The following is a 20,655-nucleotide window of genomic DNA, read 5'->3' on the forward strand; positions in this document are numbered from 1 at the left end:
ACAAGAGGAACAAGATGACCACCGGGGGCTACGAGTCCAATCCCGATCCGCAGGATCCGAACAAGTACCCGGGCGCGCAGCCGTACGGCCCACCGCCCGGGTACGGTCCGCCCCAGGGTTACCCGCCGCAGGGACCGAACTACGGCGGGCCCCCGCCCGGCTATGCCCCGCCGCAGGGCCCGCCGCCGCAGTACGGCGCTCCCCAGTACGGCGCTCCCCAGTACGGCGCTCCGCAGTACGGTGGCGCCCAGTACGGTGGCGCACCGCAACAGCCCGGCCCGCAGTACGGGCCGCCGCAGTACGGGAATCCGGCCGGGTACGGACCGCCGCCCGGATACGGCGCCCCCGGCGGCTACCCGCCTCCACCCGGCTTCGGCCCTCCCCGCGCGCAGATCAACATCGGCGACGCGCTGAACTACGGGTGGCGCAAGTTCAGTGAGAACGTCGGCGGCTGGCTGAGCCTGGCCGGTGTGATCGTCGTGGCCGCCCTCGTGTTCGGTGCCCTGATGTTCGGCGTCGTGATGGCCTCGACCACGACGGACCGCTACGGCTACAGCACGGGCATGTCGGGCGTCGGGATCGTCGTGATGATCGTGCTGATCGTCGCGTTCGTCATCGGCATGCTCGTCGTCCAGGCCGCCGCGGTGCGCGGGGCCCTGTACGAGCTGGACGGGCACAAGCCGGCGCTGAAGGACTTCTTCCGCGTCGGCAGCCTCGGTCCGATCCTGCTCGTCTCCCTGCTCATCGCGGTCGGCACGCTGCTCGGCTCGCTCGTCATCGTCGGCGGCATCATCGTCGCCTTCCTGACCGTGTGGGCGCTGCATTTCGTCATCGACCAGCGGCAGGACGCGGTCACGGCGATCAAGTCGAGCGCGTCCGCCGCCGCGGCCAACGTGGGGCAGCTGATCCTGCTGTGGCTGGTGCTGTCCGCGATCAACTTCGTCGGCGCGCTGCTGTGCTACGTCGGCCTGCTGGTCACGGTGCCCGTCACCACCATCGCCTACGCATACGCGTACCGGGTCGTCACGGGCGGACGGGTAGCCCCCTGACGGCACGTCGCGGAGCCCCCTGACGGCACGTCGCCGGCCCCGATCCAACCGGGTCGGGGCCCGCGTCCTTTTCGTCCGTTCTTCGCCTTCCTCCGGTCCGAGTGCTTGGATGGCCGGGTGACAGAGCACGTGCAGACCCAGCAATCCGACCATGCGCACTTCGCCCGCGTGGTCCGCAGCTACTACCCCGGGCTGGTGGCCCTGTTCACGGCGGTGCTCATCATCTCCAACGTCGCCGCCAGCAAGGGCGTGGCCTTCTTCGGCGACGCCGAGTGGGCGCTCGGCCCGCTGCAGGTCCTGCCGATCATCACCGACGGCGCGTTCTTCCTGTTCCCGCTCGCCTACATCGTCGGTGACGTCCTGAGCGAGGTGTACGGCTTCGCCGCGACCCGTCGCGCGGTCTACTACGGCTTCGGTGCGGTGGCGCTGGCCGCGTTGTGCTTCTGGATCGCCCAGCAGCTGCCGCCCGCCGACTTCTACGAGAACCAGGCCGCATTCGAGGCGGTCCTCGGGGTGGTGCCGCGGCTGCTGCTGGCCGGCCTCGCCGGCTACCTCGTCGGGCAGCTGCTCAACTCCTACGTGCTGGTGCGCATCAAGGAGGTCACCAAGGAGAAGCACCTGTGGGCGCGGCTGATCGGCTCCACCGTCGTCGGCGAGTTCGCCGACACGCTCATCTTCTGTGCGATCGCCGCCGGCGTCATCGGCATCACCACGTGGGCGGACTTCGCGAACTACGTGGTGGTCGGGTTCCTGTGGAAGACGCTGGTCGAGGTCGCCGTCATGCCGGTCACCTACGCGGTCATCGCGCACGTGAAGCGGCGCGAGCCGACCTACGCCGAGTGAGCGCCGCGACCGGTCCGGTCGTCCGCGGCAGCCGTCGTGGACGACGGTGGGGTTCGCGGACGCTCACTCACCGCCGCGCGTAGAACCGGCCCAGGGTCTCGGCCTTGTGTTCCTCGAGGTACCCGCCGTCGATGGCGGCGCGGATCTCGTCGACGAGGCGCACCGTGAACCGCTCGTTGTGGATGGTGCACAACGTGGACGCCAGCATCTCCTTCGCCTTGAACAGGTGGTGGATGTACGCGCGCGTGTAGTGCCGGCAGGTGTAGCAGTCGCAGTCCTCGTCGATCGGGGTGAAGTCGCGGCGGAACCGGCTGGTGTTGATGTTGAAACGCCCGTCCGGGTGGTAGATCGCCGCGTTGCGCGCCACCCGCGACGGGTTCACGCAGTCGAACGTGTCGACGCCGTGCTCGATCGCGACGAACATGTCGTCGGGCTCGCTGATGCCGAGCAGGTGCCGGGGCTTGTGCTCGGGCAGTTCCTCGGTGCACCAGCGGACGATGGTGCCGAGGTTCTGCTTCTCGAGCGCCCCGCCGATGCCGTAGCCGTCGAAGCCGCGGCCCGACTCGCCGACGATCGATTCGAGCCCGCGGCACGCCTGCCGGCGCAGGTCCTCGTACTGCGCGCCCTGCACCACCCCGAACAGCGCCTGGTACGGACGGTGGGCGCGCTGCGCCGTGAGCTTCTCGTGTTCGGCGATACACCGCACCGCCCACGCCTGAGTCCGTTCGACGGACTGTTCCTGGTAGCCGCGGGTGTTCATCAGGGTGGTCAGCTCGTCGAACGCGAACATGATGTCGGCGCCGAGCTGATGCTGGATGCGCATCGACACCTCCGGGGTGAACCGGTGCCGGGAGCCGTCGAGGTGGGATTTGAAGGTGACCCCGTCGTCGTCGACGTGCGCGAGCCGCTCCTTGCCTTCGGCGATGACGTCGTCGGACCGCACGCCCACGGCATCCATCGCCAGGACCTTCTTGAAGCCGACCCCGAGGGACATCACCTGGAATCCGCCGCTGTCGGTGAAGGTGGGCCCGTCCCAGTTCATGAACTTACCGAGCCCGCCCGCCTCGTCGACGATGTCCGACCCGGGCTGCAGGTACAGGTGGTACGCGTTGGCAAGCAGGGCCTGCACCCCGAGTTCCTTCATCGCCTCGGGCAGGACCGCCTTGACCGTCGCCTTGGTGCCCACGCCGACGAACGCCGGGGTGTGGATGTCGCCGTGCGGGGTGTGGATCGTGCCGGTGCGTCCGAGTCCGTTGGCGAGCCGGGTGCCGACGGTGAAGAACGGGTCGGGCGGGGTGGGCACGGCGGAAGCGGTGGCACTGGGGTCGGTCACGTCGGTATCCAATCACGATGTCCGATCAGGGCGCCGACGGCAGCCGCACGGCGAGCGCGAAGACGGCGACACCTGCCAGCGCGAGCACCGTGCCGACGGCGGCCGGCGCGGTGTAGCCGAAGCCGGCGGCGATCACCGCGCCCCCGATCCAGGCGCCGAACGCGTTGGCGAGGTTGAACGCCGCGTGGTTGAGGGACGCGGCCAGGGTCTGCGCGTCCTCGGCGACGTCCATGAGCCGGATCTGCAGTCCCGGGCCGACCGCGGCGCACCCGGCTCCCAGCAGGAACACCATCGCCAGGGCCGTGTACGGGTTGTGCGCCGCCGCGACGAACACGGCCAGCAGCACCGCCAGCGTCGTCATGGTCGTGAAGATGCCCGGTACCAGGGCCCGGTCGGCGACGCGGCCGCCGACCACGTTACCGACGACCATGCCGATGCCGAAGAGCATCAGGGCGACCGGAACCAGCCCCTTCGAGACGCCGGCGACGTCGGTCAGGGTGGTGCTGATGTAGGTGTACACGGCGAACACGCCGCCGAAGCCGATCATCGCGACCGCGAGCGTCATCCACACCTGCTTGCGCCGCAGGGCACCGAGTTCGGTGCTCACGCTGGTGGTGCGGATCGCCAGGGCGGGCACCCAGGCGGCGATCGCGGCGACGGTGACCGTGCCGATCACCGCCACCAGCGCGAACGCGGAGCGCCAGCCCAGCGCCATGCCGAGCCACGACGCGACGGGCACCCCCACCACGTTCGCGACGGACAGGCCCATCATCACCAGCGCCACCGCCCGGGCGCGCTGCCCGCGACCGGCCAGATGCGCGGCCACCAGCGCGGCGACCCCGAAGTAGGCGCCGTGCGGCAGACCGGCGACGAACCGGGACGCGACGAGCAGTCCGTAGTTCGGCGCGAGCACCGTCGCCGCGTTGCCGACGGTGAACGCGATCATCAGGGCGATCAGCAACGTCTTACGCGGGAGCCGGGCCGTCAGCGCCGCGATCAGCGGCGCACCGACCACGACCCCGGCGGCGTACGCCGACACCACGTGCCCGGCGGTGGGCTCGGAGACTCCGAGACCGGTCGCGATGTCGGGCAGCAGGCCCATCGCCACGAACTCGGTGGTGCCGATGCCGAACCCGCCGAGGGCGAGCGCCCACATCGCCCGGGCGCGCCCCGGCCGGGCGTCTGCTGCCGGCGCGGCCGCGGGGGCGTCCGCCGGTACTGCGGAGTCGGGTGGGCATGCGGATGCCGTCGTCGTCATGAGCGGGAACCTTCGAATAGTGCGGGATGCGCTGGATCTTGTCGGCGTGCGAACCAGCCGAGTCTCCATTGTCTTGCACACGCCGACCCGACCTCGAATCGAGCGGACGTGAGTTCGGCCACCCCCGGCACGAGCCGCGCCCTGCGAAGGATCGGTCCACGACCCGCCGCGCCCGAGACGGCGTGAGCAGATCGCACGCCGCGGGCCGGCTACCGCACCTGCAGCGACGTTATCCAATATAGTTCTGCGACAAAGGTTTCGGATACCGCTACGACCGGCACAGCCGCGGCGGAGTTCACCAGTCCGCGCCGGCCCGTTCGGATGCGCGCAGCCGGAGCACCCCGTCGTCGATCCGGTACCGATTCATCGTCGTCAGGGCGGGTGCGTACACGTGGATGCTGACGGCCGGAGAATTCGTGTCGTTCGTCACCTCGTGGACGTGGTCGGCGTCGAAGCCGCGGGCCATACCCGCACGAATCCTCTTGCGTGACAACGCTACTTCGACTCCATCGAGACCCCCGACCGCCGGGGTGCAGACGGTGGTCTCCGTCAGCACACCCTGCGCCACCGCGAAGGCGCCCGCGCTGTCGCCGTGATCGTGGATTTCGGTTCTCTGCCCGGGCAGCCACGAAAGCAGCCACACTTCGTGGTTGTCGGCAACGGCCAGTCGCGTGTACCAGCGCTGCTGCTCGTCGAATCGAACGATCGGCATCCAGCGGCCGGGATCGTTCGCGATCCGCAGGGCGAGGGAGGTGAGGTCGGCGCGCGTCGGCAGGGCATACGTGGAGAGCATCGAAGAGTCCTGGAATGAGGAGGCACGGGCGTGCCCGGGCCGGGCTGGGCGGAGACGGATTCAGCGACGACAGCCGGGACACGACTCGGCGGCACGGGCCGACGCCGTGCACAGTCCGCGCTGCCGCGCGCTCACCGAGAATGTCACGACGACCATGCCACCCCGGCCGGGTCCGCGTGTCAAGGGTTCTGCGCAGGCACTTTCGCGAAGAAGCGGGCCGGATTGTCCGTCCGCAGGCGCATGCCGGCGGAACCGCCGAGCACCAGCGGCCGCGCGTAGGGACGATCGGAGCCGAGCAGCACCCGGTCCTCGCCCAGGCATGCGGTCACCGCCGCGACGACCTCCCGCCCGTACGACGACGTCTCCACGTAGACCCCCGGCCCGGGAACATCGCCGGGCCCGCCGCGCACCGCCATCCGATCGGCGTGCAGCGGAGCCAGGCCGGCGAGCATCGCGAACAACACCCGCAACGCCGGGAACCGGCGCGCCCCGAACTCGTGCCAGGCGAACCAGGCGGTGTGCATCTGGGTCACGTACGACACCATCGCCGGCCACCACGCCGGAGCGCCGGGCGCCGACGCCGGGCCGGGATGCACGAACAGCGGCTTGCGCGCCCGCTCGAGTTCCGACAGCAGCGGCGCACACCGGTCGAAGCCCGCCGGGTCGGCCAGGGCGGTCGCCGGCAACTGCAGGCCCACGCACCCGGCCGCGAGGACGTCGCGCAGCGTCTCCGGATCGGGCTCGGTGACGCCGGCGGCGGCCCACACGCCGAACCGGTCGGGCAGGCCCAGCGCCCCCTCGTGATAGGCGTCGAGCAGCGGCCGGGCCTCCTCGGCGGGCAGTTCCTCGATCCCGAGGGGGCTCGACAGCGACACCAGCGCCAGATCGATTCCGTCCCGGACCGCCAGGGCCGTCCGCGCGGGGATCGAATGGTCTGCGGGGTCCACCCGGTACGGCGGTTCCCCGGGCAGGTGCAGCGTCCAGCCGTCGAGCCGGGGCGCGGCGCTGCGCGCCCGGAGGGCGTCGACGAAGGACGCCGGCCACACATGTTGATGCACGTCGACGCGGGGACGTCGCCTCATGCGTCCACGTTCGCCGCCGCGGCCCGCCGTGTCAACCGTCCTCGCATCCAGGCGACGAACCGGGCCGTCGAGCGACGCGGCCCCGGCGCGACCGATCCGCCCTGCGCTCGCTCGACGCCGGACGCACCCCGGCACTAGCCTGGGACCGAGCGTGTCCGCCGACCGCCGGAAGGAGCACCCCGTGCCTCCCCACTGCGATTCCATGGACGGTCCCGTCGTCAAGGCCGCCGAGGCGGCGCTGGGCGACGACAACGTCGAGCTGATCCTGCCGTTCGTGCCCGCCGACGCCGAGGACGAGGTGCGCACGGCGTTCGAGCGGGCGACGGCGGCGCGGGCGGAGGGCCCGATCGCCCACGAGGTGGCCGATCTCTACTTCTTCGACACGGTGGTCCGGCTGCACCGCGCGGGCGAGGGCGCCCCGTTCACCGGTGTGAAGCCGGCCGGCGGCGACGTCGGGCCCGTGATCCCGCTCGCCGAGGACGCGATCGAAACGGGCTCGGTCGAGAAGCTCCACGCGTTCCTGTCCGCCGAGCTGCACCGGCAGCTGCAGTCCCGGCTGGATCGGATCGTCGCTCTGACCGACGCCGTGACGACCGCCGAACGGCGGGAGTACACCGAGGCGATGCTCGGCCTGCAGGTGTACAGCCACCACCTCTACAAGAGCATGCACAGGGACCCGCACGAGGGCGGGCACTCGCACGGCTGATCCGGGGCACCGACGGTCACATCGGCATCATGTGATGCAGTCACATCCGCATCATGTGATGCAGTCACATCCGCATCATGTGATGCAGTCACATCCGCATCATGTGATGCAGTCACATCCGCATCATGTGATGCAGTCACATCGGCATCATGTGATGCATCGGCATACCCGGCATCAGCATGTGGTGCATCTGCATCATCAACATGTGCAGCATGTGCATCAAGCCCATGTCCATCGTTCCCACCTCCGCGTCCTGCGGTGTTCGTCGGAGGGCGACACCACCTCCACTATGCGCCCGCCCGAGCAGGCGTGTCACCACGCCGACGCCGCACGCTCCGTCCGGTGGCCTTGACGAGTTCGTCCACCCACAGCACCGAGGATCCGACGCCGACGGCGAGCGCCCACTGCTGCGAGGTGAGCGCGGTGGTGTCGAAGAAGCCCTGCAGGAAAGTCGTCTGCACCACGCACACCTGCAGGACGACCACCACGACGAGCGCGATCCAGATGCTGTGGTTGGTGAGGGTCTGCAACGAGAACACCGAGCCGAGTTCGGAGCGGACGTTGAGCAGATTGAACACCTGGAAGAAGACGAACGTGGTGAACGCGAGGGTGGTGGCGAACAGCGGGTCGCCGGCGCTCTCGGGGAACCACTGCGGCGCGTAGTGCAGCACTGCGACGGTTCCGGCGGTCATGACGATGCCCAGGCCGAGGATGCGGCGGAGCCGATCGCGGCTGAGAAGGCGCTCGTGGGCCGGCCGCGGCGGCCGGGACATGGTGCCCGGCTCGGTGGGGTCGACGCCGAGGGCGAGGGCCGGCGGGCCGTCCATGATGATGTTGACCCACAGGATCTGCAGCGCCGTGAACGGCGCACCGCCGGCGAGCCCGAGGGCCCCGGCGACGAGGAAGATCAGCACGAACCCCCACGCCGTGGTCAGCTGGAACTTCACGAACTTGACGATGTTGGCGTAGATGCCGCGGCCTTCCTCGACCGCGGCGACGATGGTCGCGAAGTTGTCGTCGGTGAGGATCATGTCGGCCGCGCTCTTGGACACGTCGGTGCCGGTAATGCCCATGGCGACACCGATGTCGGCCTGTTCGAGGGCGGGCGCATCGTTGACGCCGTCGCCGGTCATGGCGACCACCTCGCCGTTCGCCTGCAGTGCCTTGACGACCCGGATCTTGTGCTCCGGCGCGACGCGGGCCAGCACACCGAAACCTGCTGCCCGGGAACGTAGCTCGTCGTCGTCCAGGGCGTCGAGGTCGGCGCCGGTGGCCGCGGCGCCGCCGATGCCCAGTTCCGCGGCGATCGCCGACGCGGTCACGAGGTGGTCGCCGGTGATCATGTGCACCTCGATGCCGGCGGCGTGGGCCACCTCGATGGCCCGCTTGGCCTCCGTCCGCGGCGGATCGACGATGCCGACCACGGCGTAGAGGGTCAGGTCGGACACCACGCGCTGCAGCGCCTCCCCGTCGCCCCGCGGCACCGCGTGCAGGTCCCGGCCGGCGATCATCAGGGTGCGCAGCCCCTCGGCGGCGAGCGACTGCACCGCCGAGCGGAGGCGCTCGCGGCGGCGGTCGTCGAGCGGGACGGGGCCGTCCCCGTCGAGCATCGCGGTGGCGCGGTCGAGCAGCGCACCGGGCGCGCCCTTGGCGAAGCACCGGTAGCCGCCGTCGGGCAGGGCGTGGAAGGTCGCCATGTACTTGTAGGCGGAGTCGAACGGCACCTCCGCCAGCCGCGGCACCGCGAGACGCGCCCCCTCGACGTCGATGCCGCCCTTCTCGGCGAGCACCACCAGTGCGCCCTCGGTGGGATCGCCGACGAGCACCCCGTCGCGGACGACGGCATCGTTGCACAGGGCCATCCCGAGCAGCGGCGCGGTCAGGTCCGGGGCCGGCAGCCCGTCGCCGACGAGGATCTTGCCGGCCGTTTCGTACCCGGTGCCGGTGACGCGGAAGCTGCGGCCACGGGCCAGCAGCCGCTGCACCGTCATCTGGTTGAGGGTGAGGGTGCCGGTCTTGTCGGTGGCGATGTGGGTGGTGCTGCCGAGGGTCTCGACGGCGGCGAGCCGTTTGACGATGGCGCCGCGCGCGGCGAGCCGCGACGCGCCCATCGCGAGGGTGAAGGCGACGACCGCGGTCAGCCCCTCGGGAATGGTGGCGACGGCGAGCGAGACGGCGGTGATCAGCAGGTCGGACCACGACTGCCCGCGCAGCAGACCCAGGACGAACACGACGGCGACGACGGTGAGCGCAACGATGGTGAGGGTCTTGGCGAGCTGGTCGATGCGGCGCTGCAGCGGGGTCTTCTCCACCCCGGCGGCACCGAGCAGGGTGGCGATCGCGCCGATCTCGGTCTGCATCCCGGTGGCCGTGACCACCATCGTGCCCCGCCCGCGGGTGACGTCGGTGTTCATGAACAGCATGTCGGCACGGTCGCCCAGCGGGGCCTGCTCGTCGACGACGGGTTCGACGGTCTTGTCGACGGGCTGGGACTCGCCGGTGAGCGCGGACTCGGCGACCTGCAGCCGCGCCGCCCCGACGACCCGGCCGTCGGCGGGCACGGAGTCGCCGGCCTCGAGCAGCACGACGTCGCCGGGCACGAGTTCGGTGCGCGGCAGGTGCTGTTCACGGCCGTCGCGGCGGACGCGGGCGGTGTCGACCGCCATCTGTCGCAGCGCCTGCAGGCTGTTCTCGGCCCGGCGCTCCTGCACGTAGTTCAGGACGGTGTTGAGGGTGATGACGGCGAGGATGACGACGGGGGTCTCCCATTCGCGCGAGACCACGGCGCTGACCACGGCGGCGACGACGAGGACGAGGGTCATCCGGTCGGCGAGCAGGGCGAGCACCTTGCGCCAGCCGGGTACGGCTGCCGTTTCGGCGAGGGCGTTGGGCCCGTGCTCACGCCGGCGCTCCTCGACGACGTCGGAGGGCAGCCCGGCCGCGGTGTCGACGTCGAGTGCCGCCGCGACGTCGTCGGCGTCGCGGGTGTGCCACGTGGTGGCCAGCGTCATCTCGCACGCTCCTCGGTGGGGTGAGGTCGGGCGGCTCCCACGCTATCGATGTGACGGACACCGCGCGATTCGATGGACGATCCGCCTGTGCCGGGCGCGGATTCGTGATGTGCTGGAGGCGGTGATATCGAGGCGGACGCCGCCGGATCGGAGGAACCATGAGTGAGCCGAACGTCGACAACCCCGTCGTCGTCCTGAACGACGACGAGAGCTGGGAGCTGCTCGGCACCGAGCGGATCGGCCGGCTCGTGGTGGTCTCGGGCGGGCGGCCGGACGTCTTCCCGATCAACTACGCCGTACGGGACAGGAAGCTGTACTTCCGTACCGCCGAGGGCAGCAAGCTGGTCGAGCTGACGGTGCACGCGGAGGTCGCCTTCGAGGCCGACCACGTGGAGCAGGACCGGGCCTGGAGCGTGGTGCTGCACGGACGGGCCCGGAATCTCGTGCACTACAACGAGATCCAGGAGGCCGAGGAGCTGGGGCTGCAGGCCTGGGTGCCCACCCCGAAGTACAACTTCGTCGAGGTCACCGCGAGCGAGATCAGCGGCCGCCGGTTCGCCCTGGTCAAGGGCTGACGCGGGCCCGGCGTCAGCCCGCCACCATGCCGACGCCGAGCCCGACCATGAGCACGGCGATGCCGCCGTCGAGCACGCGCCACGACGCGGGTTTCGCGAATACTCCGCGCAGCAGGCGGGCCCCGTAGCCGAGCCCGAGGAACCACACGACGCTGGCCAGGACCGCGCCGGCGCCGAACCACCAGCGCCCCGGGTCACCGTGGTGGTTGGCGACGGAGCCGAGCATGAGCACGGTGTCGAGGTAGACGTGCGGGTTGAGCCAGGTCAACGCCAGGCAGGTGGCCAGGGCTGCGCCGACGGTGAGGGAGCCGCCCGCCGCGGCGGTCAGGGCCGACGGGCGCAGCGCCCGCCTCGCCGCGAGCACGCCGTAGCCCACGAGGAACGCCGCCCCCGCCCAGCGGATCACCCCGAGCGCGCCGGGCACCCGGTCGAGCACGGTGGCGATGCCGGCGATGCCGGCGGCGATGAGAACCGCGTCGGAGAGCGCGCACACCGCGATCACCGGCAGCACGTGGCGTCGCGCGATCGCCAGGCGCAGCACGAAGGCGTTCTGCGCGCCGATCGCGACGATGAGCGACAGTCCGGTGAGGAATCCGACGGCGACGAGGTGCATGACACCCACGCTAGGAACCGCCCTCGATGAAGAACAGTTGATTTTTCTTCAGTACCGTTAGAGTTGCTTCATATGGATCTGGACTTCGCGCAGCTGCGGACCTTCGCCGCGGTGCTGGACGAGGGCACCTTCGACGGCGCGGCCGCCGTCCTGCGCGTCACCCCCTCCGCGGTGAGCCAGCGGATCAAGGCCCTCGAGCAGCAGGCCGGCCGGGTCCTGGTGCGGCGCACCCGTCCGGTGTCCGCGACCGCCGCGGGCGAGGCGGTGATGCGGCTGGCACGGCAGGTGGCGCGGCTCGAGCAGGATACCGCCGAGGCGCTCGGGCTGACCGCCGGCCGGGACGAGTACGTGTCGGTTCCCCTCGTCGTCAACGCCGACTCGATGTCGACGTGGATGCTGCGCGCCCTGGCCCGCATGCCCGAGCGTCATCGCGCGCTGTTCGAACTGCACCGCGAGGACGAGTACCACGCCCCCGCGCGCCTGCGGGACGGCACCGCGATGGCCGCCGTGACGTCGGTGCCCGAGCCGGTGCAGGGGTGCGTCTCCGAAAAGCTCGGCGCCATGCGGTATCACGCGATGGCGAGCGTCGACTTCGCGGACCGCTGGTTTCCCGGCGGCGCGGGCGCCGAGTCGCTGCGGCAGGCCCCGATGCTGAGCTTCGACCGCAAGGACGACCTGCAGGACCGGTTCCTGCGGCGCCGCACCCGGCGCCGGCTCGACCCGCCCCGGCACTACGTGCCCGGCGCCGCCGAGTTCGTCGAGGCCGCACGGCTCGGCCTCGGCTGGGGCATGCTGCCGGAACCGATGCTCACCGACACCGAAGGACTCGTCTTCCTCGACTCGGACGATCCGCTCGACGTACCGCTGTACTGGCAGCGGTGGCGGCTCGAGTCGCCGGTGCTCGACGCGCTCACCGACGCCGTCCGGCGGACCGCCCGGGAGGTGCTGCGCTGACAGTGAGGATGGGCGAGTGATCCAACTGGCTGCCAGCACCCGAAACGGGCGAGTGCGACGTGACGCTGCGCCCCTACCGGCCCGACGCGAGCACTGCGGACGGAGGCGGGAACCCGCCGGGCGTCAAGACCGGTCCCTGCCCACCGACCGCGGGCGTTGTCCCTCAGTCACGGGCCAGGACTCGCGGCCCGATGTGGTGAGCCAACTCCAGCGCGAGCTCGACGGGAAGCCTGCGCTCGCCGGGGCGGTGGCCGAGCAGTTCGGTTGCGCGGCTGACACGCTGCAGGATGGTGTTGCGGTGGGTGTGCAGGCGTGCGGCGGCGCGAGGGGCGTTCTCGGCTTCCTCGAGGAACACCCGCAATGTCTGGCGGAGACGAGCCGCGCTGGGTGTGTCCGCAGCGAGCGGGCCCAGTGTTGTGGCGACGAATTCGGCCGCCCGGTCCAGGTCGCGAGCGGCCAACGTGGCGACCTCGAGCTCGCGGTAGAGCGCGACGCGGTCGCCGTCGCGTTGCCCGCTGACCAGGCGCTGAATGGCCAGCGCGGCGTCGTGTGATCGGCGGAAGCCGGTGATGCCCGCTCGGGTGGGGCCGACGGCGACCCGAATGTTCGACTGCGCCTTGGTGATTTCTCCGCGCAGTGTGCCGAGCGCGGGTTCGGATTCGGTGCCCAACCACGCCCACAGCGTCGAGGTGCCCGCGGGCAGTGTGAGGGGTGTGCGGGCGCCGGCGGCCTGGGCCAGCAGCGTCGCGGCAGACTCCAGTGCCCCCTGCGTCCCGCCCGCCGGTTCGGCCCACAGGACGAGTGCGGTGTGGCGGCGAGCGAGCTGGTATCCGAGGCGTTCGCCGGCTCGGCGGGGGTCGATCGGGGCGCCGTCGAGGATCAGGTGCACGGTCTCGGCGCGGCGGGCCAGCGCGCCGCCGAGCACCTCCTCGCGTTCCCGCTGGGCGTCGGCGATGACACGGCTCACGACATGGTCGACGTAATCGAACATCAGCTGCGAGGTGACCTCCAACAACTCCACGAACTGTGGCCCCGGCGGGACGATCCGTCCGGCATGAGCCAGAAACCGCTGCCAGGCGACGTTCTGGCCCCGGCGGTAGGCCTGGTAGATCACCTCGAGGTCGATGCCGCGGCGCACGACGGTGCGGACGACGTCGAGGGCTTCGGGCGGCACGTCGATCGGCGCGCCTCCGACGTCACGCCGAGCGAGGGTGGTCAGCAGGCGCGCGGCATTGGCGCGGTTGCTCGCCGACATCTCCGCGACGATCGCCGCGTCCGCGCCCAGCATCGGGGCCACCGCCACCTCGGCGGCGTCCATCTCGGCGACGAGCTGATCGAGTTCACGCAGCATCAATTCGGCGACGTCACCGACGAGGGAAACAACTTCGGGTGCCACTGGCTCACGGAGCACGCACCAAGTGTGCCACAGCACACATATGGGTGCAAATAGTGTGCCGGAATACATGTCAACGGGTGCCGTTGCGGTCCTACTGTGAACGCCGTCACGCCCCAGCGCACCGCTCGAGGAGACCGACCATGAGCATCCCGACGACCACCGAGCCGACCGGTCGCCATACGGCAAGCACGCATTTCGACGTCTTGATCGTCGGCGCCGGCATTTCCGGCATCGGCGCGGCGTATCACCTCCAGACACGCCGTCCCGGTACGACGTTCGCAGTCCTGGAGGGCCGGGATTCGATCGGCGGCACGTGGAGCCTGTTCCGCTACCCGGGCATTCGCTCGGACTCGGACATGCCGAGTTTCGGCTACGGGTTCAAGCCGTGGACGCATCGGAAGTCGATCGCAGACGGGCACATCATCATGGATTACCTGAGGCAGACCGTCACCGAGAACCGTCTCGACCAGCACATTCGTTTCGGCTACCGGGTTATCGGCGCAGAGTTCTCCTCGGCGGACGGATACTGGACCGTCACCGCGCAATCGTCCGGCAGCGCCGAGCACGTGCACTTCACCGCGCGATTCCTGTTCCTGGGCACCGGCTACTACGACTACGAGGAAGGCTTCACGCCCGACATCGAGGGTGTGGAGGAGTTCGCGGGCCGGCTGATCCACCCGCAGCACTGGCCCGAGGACCTCGACTACGCCGGCAAGCGCGTGGTGGTCATCGGCTCCGGCGCGACCGCCGTGACGCTGATCCCGTCGATGGCCGGCAAGGCCGGTCATGTCACGATGCTGCAGCGCTCGCCGAGCTACGTGTTCTCGATACCGGCCGAGGACGCGATCGCGAACACCCTGAACAAGGTGGTCGGTCCCACCCGAGCGCACCGGATCGTCCGGCGCAAGAACATCATGCTCAACCGCGGGATCTACAAGGCCTGCCAGCGCGCGCCCAAGCTCATGCGCAAGCTGTTGATCGCCGATGTGCGCCGGCAGCTGCCCAAGAGCTTCGACGTAGACACCCACTTCACCCCGCGTTACAACCCATGGGACCAGCGCCTGTGCATGGTCCCCGACGGGGATCTGTTCAAGGCGATATCCGCCGGGCAGGCCTCGGTGGTGACCGACCGGATCAAGCGGTTCACCGAGGAGGGGATTCTGCTGGAATCGGGTCAGGAGTTGGCCGCCGACATCGTCGTCACGGCGACCGGCCTCAACATGACACCGTTCGGCAAGATCGCACTGAGCGTGGACGGGCGGCGCGTGAACCTGCCCGACACCACGGTCTACAAGGCGATGATGTTGTCCGGCGTGCCGAATCTCGTGTTCGCGCTGGGCTACACGAACATCTCCTGGACCCTCAAGGTGGACTTGGTGTGCGAGCACTTCTGCCGACTGCTCGACTACATGGACAGCCACGGCTACGGCACCGTCGAGCCAGTGCTCGACGATCCGCACATGGACCGTGTCCCCGTGGTCGAGATGAGCTCGGGATATGTCCAGCGGGCCGTTGCGAAGTTCCCGCGCGGCGGCACCAGCGGCCCGTGGACGGTACAGATGGCCTACGAGAAGGACGTCGAGCGGCTGCGTCGCGGGCCGGTCGAGGATCCGGCGCTCGAGTTCGCGCCCAGCCGCACGGCTGCCGTCGCGTCGTAGGAACGGAGCGACCGAGATGAAGAAGGACCTGACCTTCCCCAGCCACGGCGTCGCCTGCGCCGCCTGGCATGTTCCGGCTACCTCCGACGTGCTGGCCGGCACGGCCGGCCGGCCGTGTGTGGTGATGGCACACGGCTTCGGCGGCACCCGAGACACCGGCCTGATCGGCTATGCCGACGGGTTCGCCGACAACGGCATCGACGTATTGGTCTTCGACTACCGCGGCTTCGGCGACTCGGAAGGAACACCGCGCCAGGATGTTTCCTTCCGGCGTCAGCGCCAGGACTATCACGCGGCGATCGCCGCCGCCCGTCACCTGCCCGGCGTGGACGCCGATCGAATCGCGTTGTGGGGAACGTCGTACTCCGGTGGTCATGTCGTCGCAGTCGCCGCGCAGGACAGGCGCGTCGCGGCAATCGTATCGATGACCCCCGCGACCGACGGACTGGCAGCCGCGATGCAGATCGCCCGCTACGCCGGAGCCGGTCAACTGGTGCGCACCACCGGCCACGGGTTGCGCGACCTCGCTCGCCGGATTACCGGACGCCGGCCGCACCACATCCCGGTGGTGGCGCGGCCGGGAAAGGTGGCGATCATCAGCGCCTCCGGCGCCGAGGAGGCCTACACCTCGATCGCCGGACCGACGTGGCGCAACGAAATCTGCGCGCGCACAGCACTGGAGGTGGCCGTGAACCGGCCCATCACCGCTGCCGGCCGCCTTGGCTGCCCAATCCTTGTGCAGGTGGGCACACACGACCGTGTCGCACCGCCCGTCGCCGCGCGCAGGACCGCGAAGAGGGCAGGGGCCACTGCACTGTTGTGCGAGTACCCCGTCGATCACTTCGACGTCTACGACGGTCCTTGGCAACAACGGATGCTGCGTGACCAGCTCAGCTTCCTGATCCGCGCCCTCGATCCGGCGCGGCCCTGCTGATCGTCACCGTTCCACCGAGCTGCTCGCGCTCGACGCCCATGACATTCCGATGGTGCGCGACTCGCTCGGCGGAGAGTCGAGATCTACCACGTCCTGTGCAGTGCACACGTTCACACGTTCGAGCATCGGGCCCCGACCGCAGCCGCTCGACATCCCTCGGAGCATCCACCGGTGCGTCCCGAGCGGCCGGTCGGTTAGCGTGACGGGTCCGGCCCCGGCGAGAGGACGAACGATGACCACAGCAGCACCTGCACCGGCACGACAGCTGAGCCGGGCCCTGGCCGGCGTGCTGGCCGTCCTCGTCACCACCGGGTGGGCGGCGAACCACTTCGCCGCGATGATCCCCGTCCTGCGCGAGCACGAAGGCCTCTCGCGCGCGCTGCTCGACGGGGTGTTCGGCATCTATGCGCTCGGGCTGCTGCCCGGTCTCGTCGGCGGCGGCGCACTCTCGGACCGGACCGGCCGTGCGGCGGTCGTCCTCCCCGGTGCGACGATCGCCCTCGTCGGCACCGTGCTGCTGCTCGTCCGGCACGACGCCGCCGGACTCGTCGCGGGCCGCCTCGTCGTGGGCATCGGCGCGGGCCTGGCCATCGGTGCGGGCACGGCCTGGGCCACCGACCTGCGCGGGAAGGTCGGCACGGTGCTCGCCGGCGTCGCGCTCAGCTCCGGATTCGCCCTGGGGCCTTTCGTGTCCGGTCTGCTCGCCGAGTTCGGCCCCCGGCCGCTGTCCCTGCCGTTCGTGCTCTCGGCCGCGTTGTCGGCCGCGGCCGTCACCGCCGCGACGGTGTGGAGCCGGCCGGCCCACTACGCGGCGGCGGACCTGCAGCCGGTCGTGCCGGGACACGGCCGGTCGGTGGCCGGTGCGCTGTCCTGGTCGCTGCCGCTGGCACCCTGGGTGTTCGCCTGCGTCACAGTCGCTTTCGTGACGTTTCCGGCCCGGGTCGCGAGCGCGTACGCGGGACCGGCGCTGACCGGGGCCGCGGCGCTGCTCGCCCTGGGCTCCGGGATCGTCGTGCAGGCCGTGGCCCGTCGGCGGGAGTGGGGCCCGCAGGCCGGGACGGCCGGCGCCGTCCTCGCCGGACTCGGGTTCCTCCTCGTCGGCGCCGGCGGGGCGCACCCGCCGCTGTGGCTGCTGCCCGTCGCGGCACCCGTGCTCGGGGTGGCCTACGGGCTGTGCCTGCGCGAGGGCCTGCTCGACCTGGAGTCACTCGCGCCGAAGACCTCGCGCGGGACGCTGACCGGCGTCTTCTACGTCGGCACCTACCTGGGCTTCGCGCTGCCGCTGCTGCTCGTGCTGTTCGAGCCCACCACCGGCGCGAGCCTGCCTCTGTTCGTGCTCGCCGTCCCGGCGTTCGCGGTCGCGCTGGTACGGGCCCGCCGGCTGGCCGTCGCCGAGCACCCCCGCGCCGTCGACGCGCCGCGCAGCCCCGGCGAATCGTCGCGGACGGAAGGACACCGGCGATGACCACGCGCCCCGACCTGACCCTCGAACAGCAGGCCGCCCTGCTGTCCGGCCACGACTTCTGGAGCACCGAGGCCATCGAGGAGGCCGGGATTCCGAGTGTCGTCCTGACCGACGGCCCGCACGGCGTGCGCTGTCAGTCCGGCGACAGCGACCACCTCGGCCTGCACGCCAGCCTGCCCGCGACGTGCTTCCCGCTCGCCGTCGCCGTCGGCTCGAGCTGGGACCGGAGCGTCGCCGAGGAGGTGGGCCGCGCCGTGGGACGGGAGGCGCGCGCCCTCGGCGTGCACGTGGTCCTCGGGCCGGGCGTCAACATCAAGCGCTCACCGCTGTGCGGACGCAACTTCGAGTACTACTCGGAGGACCCGCTGCTCTCCGGCGTCCTCGGTGCGGCGCACGTGCGGGGTCTCCAGTCCGTGGGGGTCGGGGCGTGCGTCAAGCACTTCGCCGCCAACAACCAGGAAACGGACCGGATGCGGGTCAGCGCGGACGTCGACGACCGGACCCTGCGCGAGATCTACCTGCCCGCCTTCGAACGAGTCGTCGCCGAGGCCCGGCCCGCGGCGGTCATGTGCTCCTACAACAAGGTCAACGGCGTATCTGCGGCCGAGAACCGATGGCTGCTCACCGAGGTGCTCCGCGAGCAGTGGGGATTCGCCGGGGTCGTCGTCTCCGACTGGGGCGCCGTCGCGGACCGGGTGGCCGGGGTCACGGCCGGGCTCGACCTCGAGATGCCGGGCAGCGGCGGCGGCACCGACCGGCAGGTGGTCGACGCCGTGCGCGACGGCCGCCTCGACCCGCGTCTCGTCGAGGCGAGCGCCCACCGGGTCCTGGCCCTGTCGGACCTCGTGCGGCCGGCCGCCGGCGACCTCGACCTCGACCTCGACGGCCAGCACGCGCTTGCGCGCCGGCTCGCCGCCGACTGCGCGGTGTTGCTGAAGAACGCCGACGGCGTCCTCCCGCTGCGCCGCGGCCAGCACGTCGCGGTGCTGGGATCGTTCGCCACCACCCCCCGATTCCAGGGCGGCGGAAGCTCGCACATCGCGCCGACCCGGGTCGATCCGGCGCTCGACGCCGTCCGCGCGCTCGCCGCGGCCCACGGCCTGACGGTGTCCGCGGCCGACGGCTTCCCGCTCGGAGCGGACGGCGATGCCCGGGCCCTGCTCGACGAGGCGGTGCGCGTGGCGGCCGCCGCCGACGTGGCCGTCGTGTTCGCCGGCCTCACCGAACGTGAGGAATCCGAGGGCTTCGACCGCGACACGCTCGACCTGCCGCCGGTGCAGGTCGCCCTCGTGCGGGCCGTCGCGCGGGCGGCACCGCGCACGGTCGTCGTCCTCGCCCACGGCGGCGTGGTCTCGCTCGAGGGCTGGCACGACGAGGTCGATGCGATCCTCGACGGCTGGCTGCTCGGGCAGGCCGGCGGGTCGGCGATCGCGGATCTGCTGCTCGGTGTCGCCACCCCGTCCGGACACCTCGCCGAGACCGTCCCGCTGCGACTCGAGGACACCCCCTCGTACCTCAACTTCCCCGGCGAGCAGGGGCACGTCCGCTACGGCGAGGGCGTCATGGTGGGCTACCGCGGCTACGAAACCCTGCGCCGCGCCGTCCGCTACCCGTTCGGACACGGCCTGAGCTACACGACGTTCGTCACCGAGTCCCTCGACGTCGCGCTGGGGGGCGACGGCACCGTCGCGGTGCGCGTGCGCGTGCGCAACGCCGGCGACCGTGCCGGCAAGCACGTGGTGCAGATGTACGTCGCCACCGACGCCGGTCCGGTGCGACGCCCGGTGCGCGAACTGCGGGCGTTCGAGAAGATCGAGCTGGCGCCCGGCGAGGCGCGCGACGTCGAGTTGACCTTGGAACGAAGGGCTTTCGCGTACTGGGACGTCGAGCTCGACGACTGGGTCGTGGCGCCCGGTGAATACGCGATCCAGGTGTGCGCCGACGCCGCCACGGTGCTCGAGGCGCGCACCGTCACGCTCGCGGGCGATGTGGTCTCGCGCCCTCTCTCGATGGAATCGACGGTGGGTGAATGGTTCTCGCATCCGACGGTGGGACCGGCGTTCCTCGAGGTCCTCGCCGGGGCGACGGGTTCCGCTCCCACCCCGGATCCGCAGGAACACGCCGGGCTGCTGCGCATGGTCGAATCGATGCGCATGGCCCAGTTCCTGACGTTCCTGCCGATCCCGGTCCCTCAGGAGAAACTCGACGAACTCCTCGCGCTCGGTGGCACGGTCGCGAACTCGGCCACCGACGCGGCCGCGGGCAACCGGGACCACCCGGCTCCGACGCCGCCCGGGCAGCCGGGCGGACCGTGAGACGTCACCGCCCGCCGATCGTCGTTCGTCGTTTTTCTCCGAATTCCGAGGGGTGCGCGCCGATTCCTCGAATCGCCGATTTCTCACGGCCCCGATTTCCGGGGAATCGAATGCGAGAAACCGTGTGACCCGAATCGAAGAGACGATCGAAGTTGTTCCGCCGATTCGCAAAATTCTGCATTCACCTTCCGGAATCGAATTCGGTGAGGAAATCGCGTGCCCCAACTCGGTCGAAAATCCTTTCCGCGCCCGTGCACCCGAGCACTGACGCAGAGCAGACCGGAAGACGTTTGTACGCCCGGAATCACGGAGTCGAATTGGCGTAACTTCCGGAATCACACACTCCGGGTCCGACAATTCCCATACGTTCCTCAACGTTGTGCCCTGAGTATCAAAAGAGGCAGGGCGGGCTGCGCACCGATCACGACAGAACGGTCCGGACTCTTCCCACCTTGCCGATATGGAATCCCGAATATTGCGACGCGAGCAGGCGGGAGCCTATGCTGTGCAAGCACGCCGGCTCACACAGCCGCGGGAATCACCCCGGCCGTCGCAGGGAACGGGCCACCCCGCTTCCGGTGCGACGGCCCGGACCGGGGCGCACGCGGAAAGAAGGTTGCGCATCGGCATCTTCTCTTGCACCGATATCAGCCCGCCCGCCTGAATTGCC

16 protein-coding genes are annotated in these 20,655 nt (G+C 70.6%); 9 read left to right on the forward strand and 7 right to left on the reverse strand.

Annotated elements, in window-relative coordinates:
- The first annotated feature begins 14 nt into the window (after positions 1–14).
- Both JYA75_RS02355 and JYA75_RS02360 read left to right on the forward strand, forming a co-directional pair.
- The gene (locus JYA75_RS02355; RefSeq protein ID WP_065923164.1) at positions 15–1,049 is read left to right on the forward strand and encodes a hypothetical protein; all 1,035 of its coding nucleotides are present in this window, start codon (positions 15–17) and stop codon (positions 1,047–1,049) included.
- 117 nt (positions 1,050–1,166) lie between these two features.
- Positions 1,167–1,892 (forward strand): queuosine precursor transporter, encoded by a 726-nt coding sequence (locus tag JYA75_RS02360; protein WP_203329662.1) that lies wholly within the window; start codon positions 1,167–1,169, stop codon positions 1,890–1,892.
- 67 nt (positions 1,893–1,959) lie between these two features.
- On the opposite strand, the gene tgt is transcribed toward JYA75_RS02360, so the two are convergent.
- The 4 genes from tgt to JYA75_RS02380 all read right to left on the reverse strand — a co-directional run bounded on the left by tgt (position 1,960) and on the right by JYA75_RS02380 (position 6,358).
- On the reverse strand, positions 1,960–3,225 hold the full coding sequence (tgt, locus tag JYA75_RS02365; protein ID WP_006946397.1) for a tRNA guanosine(34) transglycosylase Tgt: 1,266 nt from the start codon (positions 3,223–3,225) through the stop codon (positions 1,960–1,962).
- A gap of 25 nt (positions 3,226–3,250) precedes the next feature.
- Positions 3,251–4,381 carry an MFS transporter gene (locus tag JYA75_RS02370; RefSeq protein WP_006946398.1) on the reverse strand — a complete coding sequence of 377 codons (1,131 nt, stop codon included), beginning with the start codon at positions 4,379–4,381 and terminating at the stop codon, positions 3,251–3,253.
- A gap of 397 nt (positions 4,382–4,778) precedes the next feature.
- Positions 4,779–5,276 carry a cysteine dioxygenase family protein gene (locus tag JYA75_RS02375; protein ID WP_102799324.1) on the reverse strand — a complete coding sequence of 166 codons (498 nt, stop codon included), beginning with the start codon at positions 5,274–5,276 and terminating at the stop codon, positions 4,779–4,781.
- 179 nt (positions 5,277–5,455) lie between these two features.
- Positions 5,456–6,358, reverse strand: coding sequence for an amidohydrolase family protein (locus JYA75_RS02380; RefSeq protein ID WP_080688518.1), 903 nt, complete (start codon positions 6,356–6,358; stop codon positions 5,456–5,458).
- Positions 6,359–6,539: 181 nt separating this feature from the next.
- Here JYA75_RS02380 and JYA75_RS02385 point away from each other — a divergent pair, with 181 nt between their 5' ends.
- Positions 6,540–7,064: a DUF6448 family protein gene (locus tag JYA75_RS02385; RefSeq protein ID WP_006946403.1), complete on the forward strand. Its 525-nt coding sequence runs from the start codon at positions 6,540–6,542 to the stop codon at positions 7,062–7,064.
- Positions 7,065–7,351: 287 nt separating this feature from the next.
- Here JYA75_RS02385 and JYA75_RS02390 read toward each other — a convergent pair whose 3' ends face one another.
- Complete coding sequence (locus JYA75_RS02390) at positions 7,352–10,075, reverse strand: cation-translocating P-type ATPase (RefSeq protein ID WP_203329663.1); 2,724 nt, start codon at positions 10,073–10,075, stop codon at positions 7,352–7,354.
- A gap of 158 nt (positions 10,076–10,233) precedes the next feature.
- Here JYA75_RS02390 and JYA75_RS02395 point away from each other — a divergent pair, with 158 nt between their 5' ends.
- Entirely contained in the window at positions 10,234–10,650 is a 417-nt protein-coding gene (locus JYA75_RS02395; protein WP_006946406.1) for a pyridoxamine 5'-phosphate oxidase family protein, read from the forward strand.
- A gap of 13 nt (positions 10,651–10,663) precedes the next feature.
- Here the strand turns inward: JYA75_RS02395 and JYA75_RS02400 are convergent, their stop codons facing one another.
- Complete coding sequence (locus JYA75_RS02400) at positions 10,664–11,263, reverse strand: LysE/ArgO family amino acid transporter (protein WP_029547076.1); 600 nt, start codon at positions 11,261–11,263, stop codon at positions 10,664–10,666.
- A 72-nt stretch (positions 11,264–11,335) separates the two neighbouring features.
- On the opposite strand from JYA75_RS02400, the gene JYA75_RS02405 reads away from it, so the two are divergent.
- Positions 11,336–12,217, forward strand: a complete 882-nt coding sequence (locus tag JYA75_RS02405; RefSeq protein WP_050034400.1) for a LysR family transcriptional regulator ArgP — start codon at positions 11,336–11,338, stop codon at positions 12,215–12,217.
- 163 nt (positions 12,218–12,380) lie between these two features.
- On the opposite strand, the gene JYA75_RS02410 is transcribed toward JYA75_RS02405, so the two are convergent.
- Complete coding sequence (locus JYA75_RS02410) at positions 12,381–13,568, reverse strand: helix-turn-helix domain-containing protein (RefSeq protein ID WP_006946413.1); 1,188 nt, start codon at positions 13,566–13,568, stop codon at positions 12,381–12,383.
- 185 nt (positions 13,569–13,753) lie between these two features.
- On the opposite strand from JYA75_RS02410, the gene JYA75_RS02415 reads away from it, so the two are divergent.
- The 4 genes from JYA75_RS02415 (at position 13,754) to JYA75_RS02430 (ending at position 19,985) form a co-directional block, all read left to right on the forward strand.
- The gene (locus JYA75_RS02415) at positions 13,754–15,271 is read left to right on the forward strand and encodes an NAD(P)/FAD-dependent oxidoreductase (RefSeq protein ID WP_006946415.1); all 1,518 of its coding nucleotides are present in this window, start codon (positions 13,754–13,756) and stop codon (positions 15,269–15,271) included.
- A gap of 16 nt (positions 15,272–15,287) precedes the next feature.
- Positions 15,288–16,205: an alpha/beta fold hydrolase gene (locus JYA75_RS02420; protein WP_168578934.1), complete on the forward strand. Its 918-nt coding sequence runs from the start codon at positions 15,288–15,290 to the stop codon at positions 16,203–16,205.
- A 232-nt stretch (positions 16,206–16,437) separates the two neighbouring features.
- Complete coding sequence (locus tag JYA75_RS02425) at positions 16,438–17,670, forward strand: MFS transporter (RefSeq protein ID WP_065923167.1); 1,233 nt, start codon at positions 16,438–16,440, stop codon at positions 17,668–17,670.
- The gene (locus tag JYA75_RS02430; protein ID WP_203329664.1) at positions 17,667–19,985 is read left to right on the forward strand and encodes a glycoside hydrolase family 3 C-terminal domain-containing protein; all 2,319 of its coding nucleotides are present in this window, start codon (positions 17,667–17,669) and stop codon (positions 19,983–19,985) included. The genes JYA75_RS02425 and JYA75_RS02430 overlap by 4 nt, the downstream gene beginning before the upstream one ends.
- The last annotated feature ends 670 nt before the right edge of the window (positions 19,986–20,655 follow it).

The organism is Rhodococcus sp. PSBB066, from assembly GCF_017068255.1.
Taxonomy (GTDB): domain Bacteria; phylum Actinomycetota; class Actinomycetes; order Mycobacteriales; family Mycobacteriaceae; genus Rhodococcus; species Rhodococcus aetherivorans.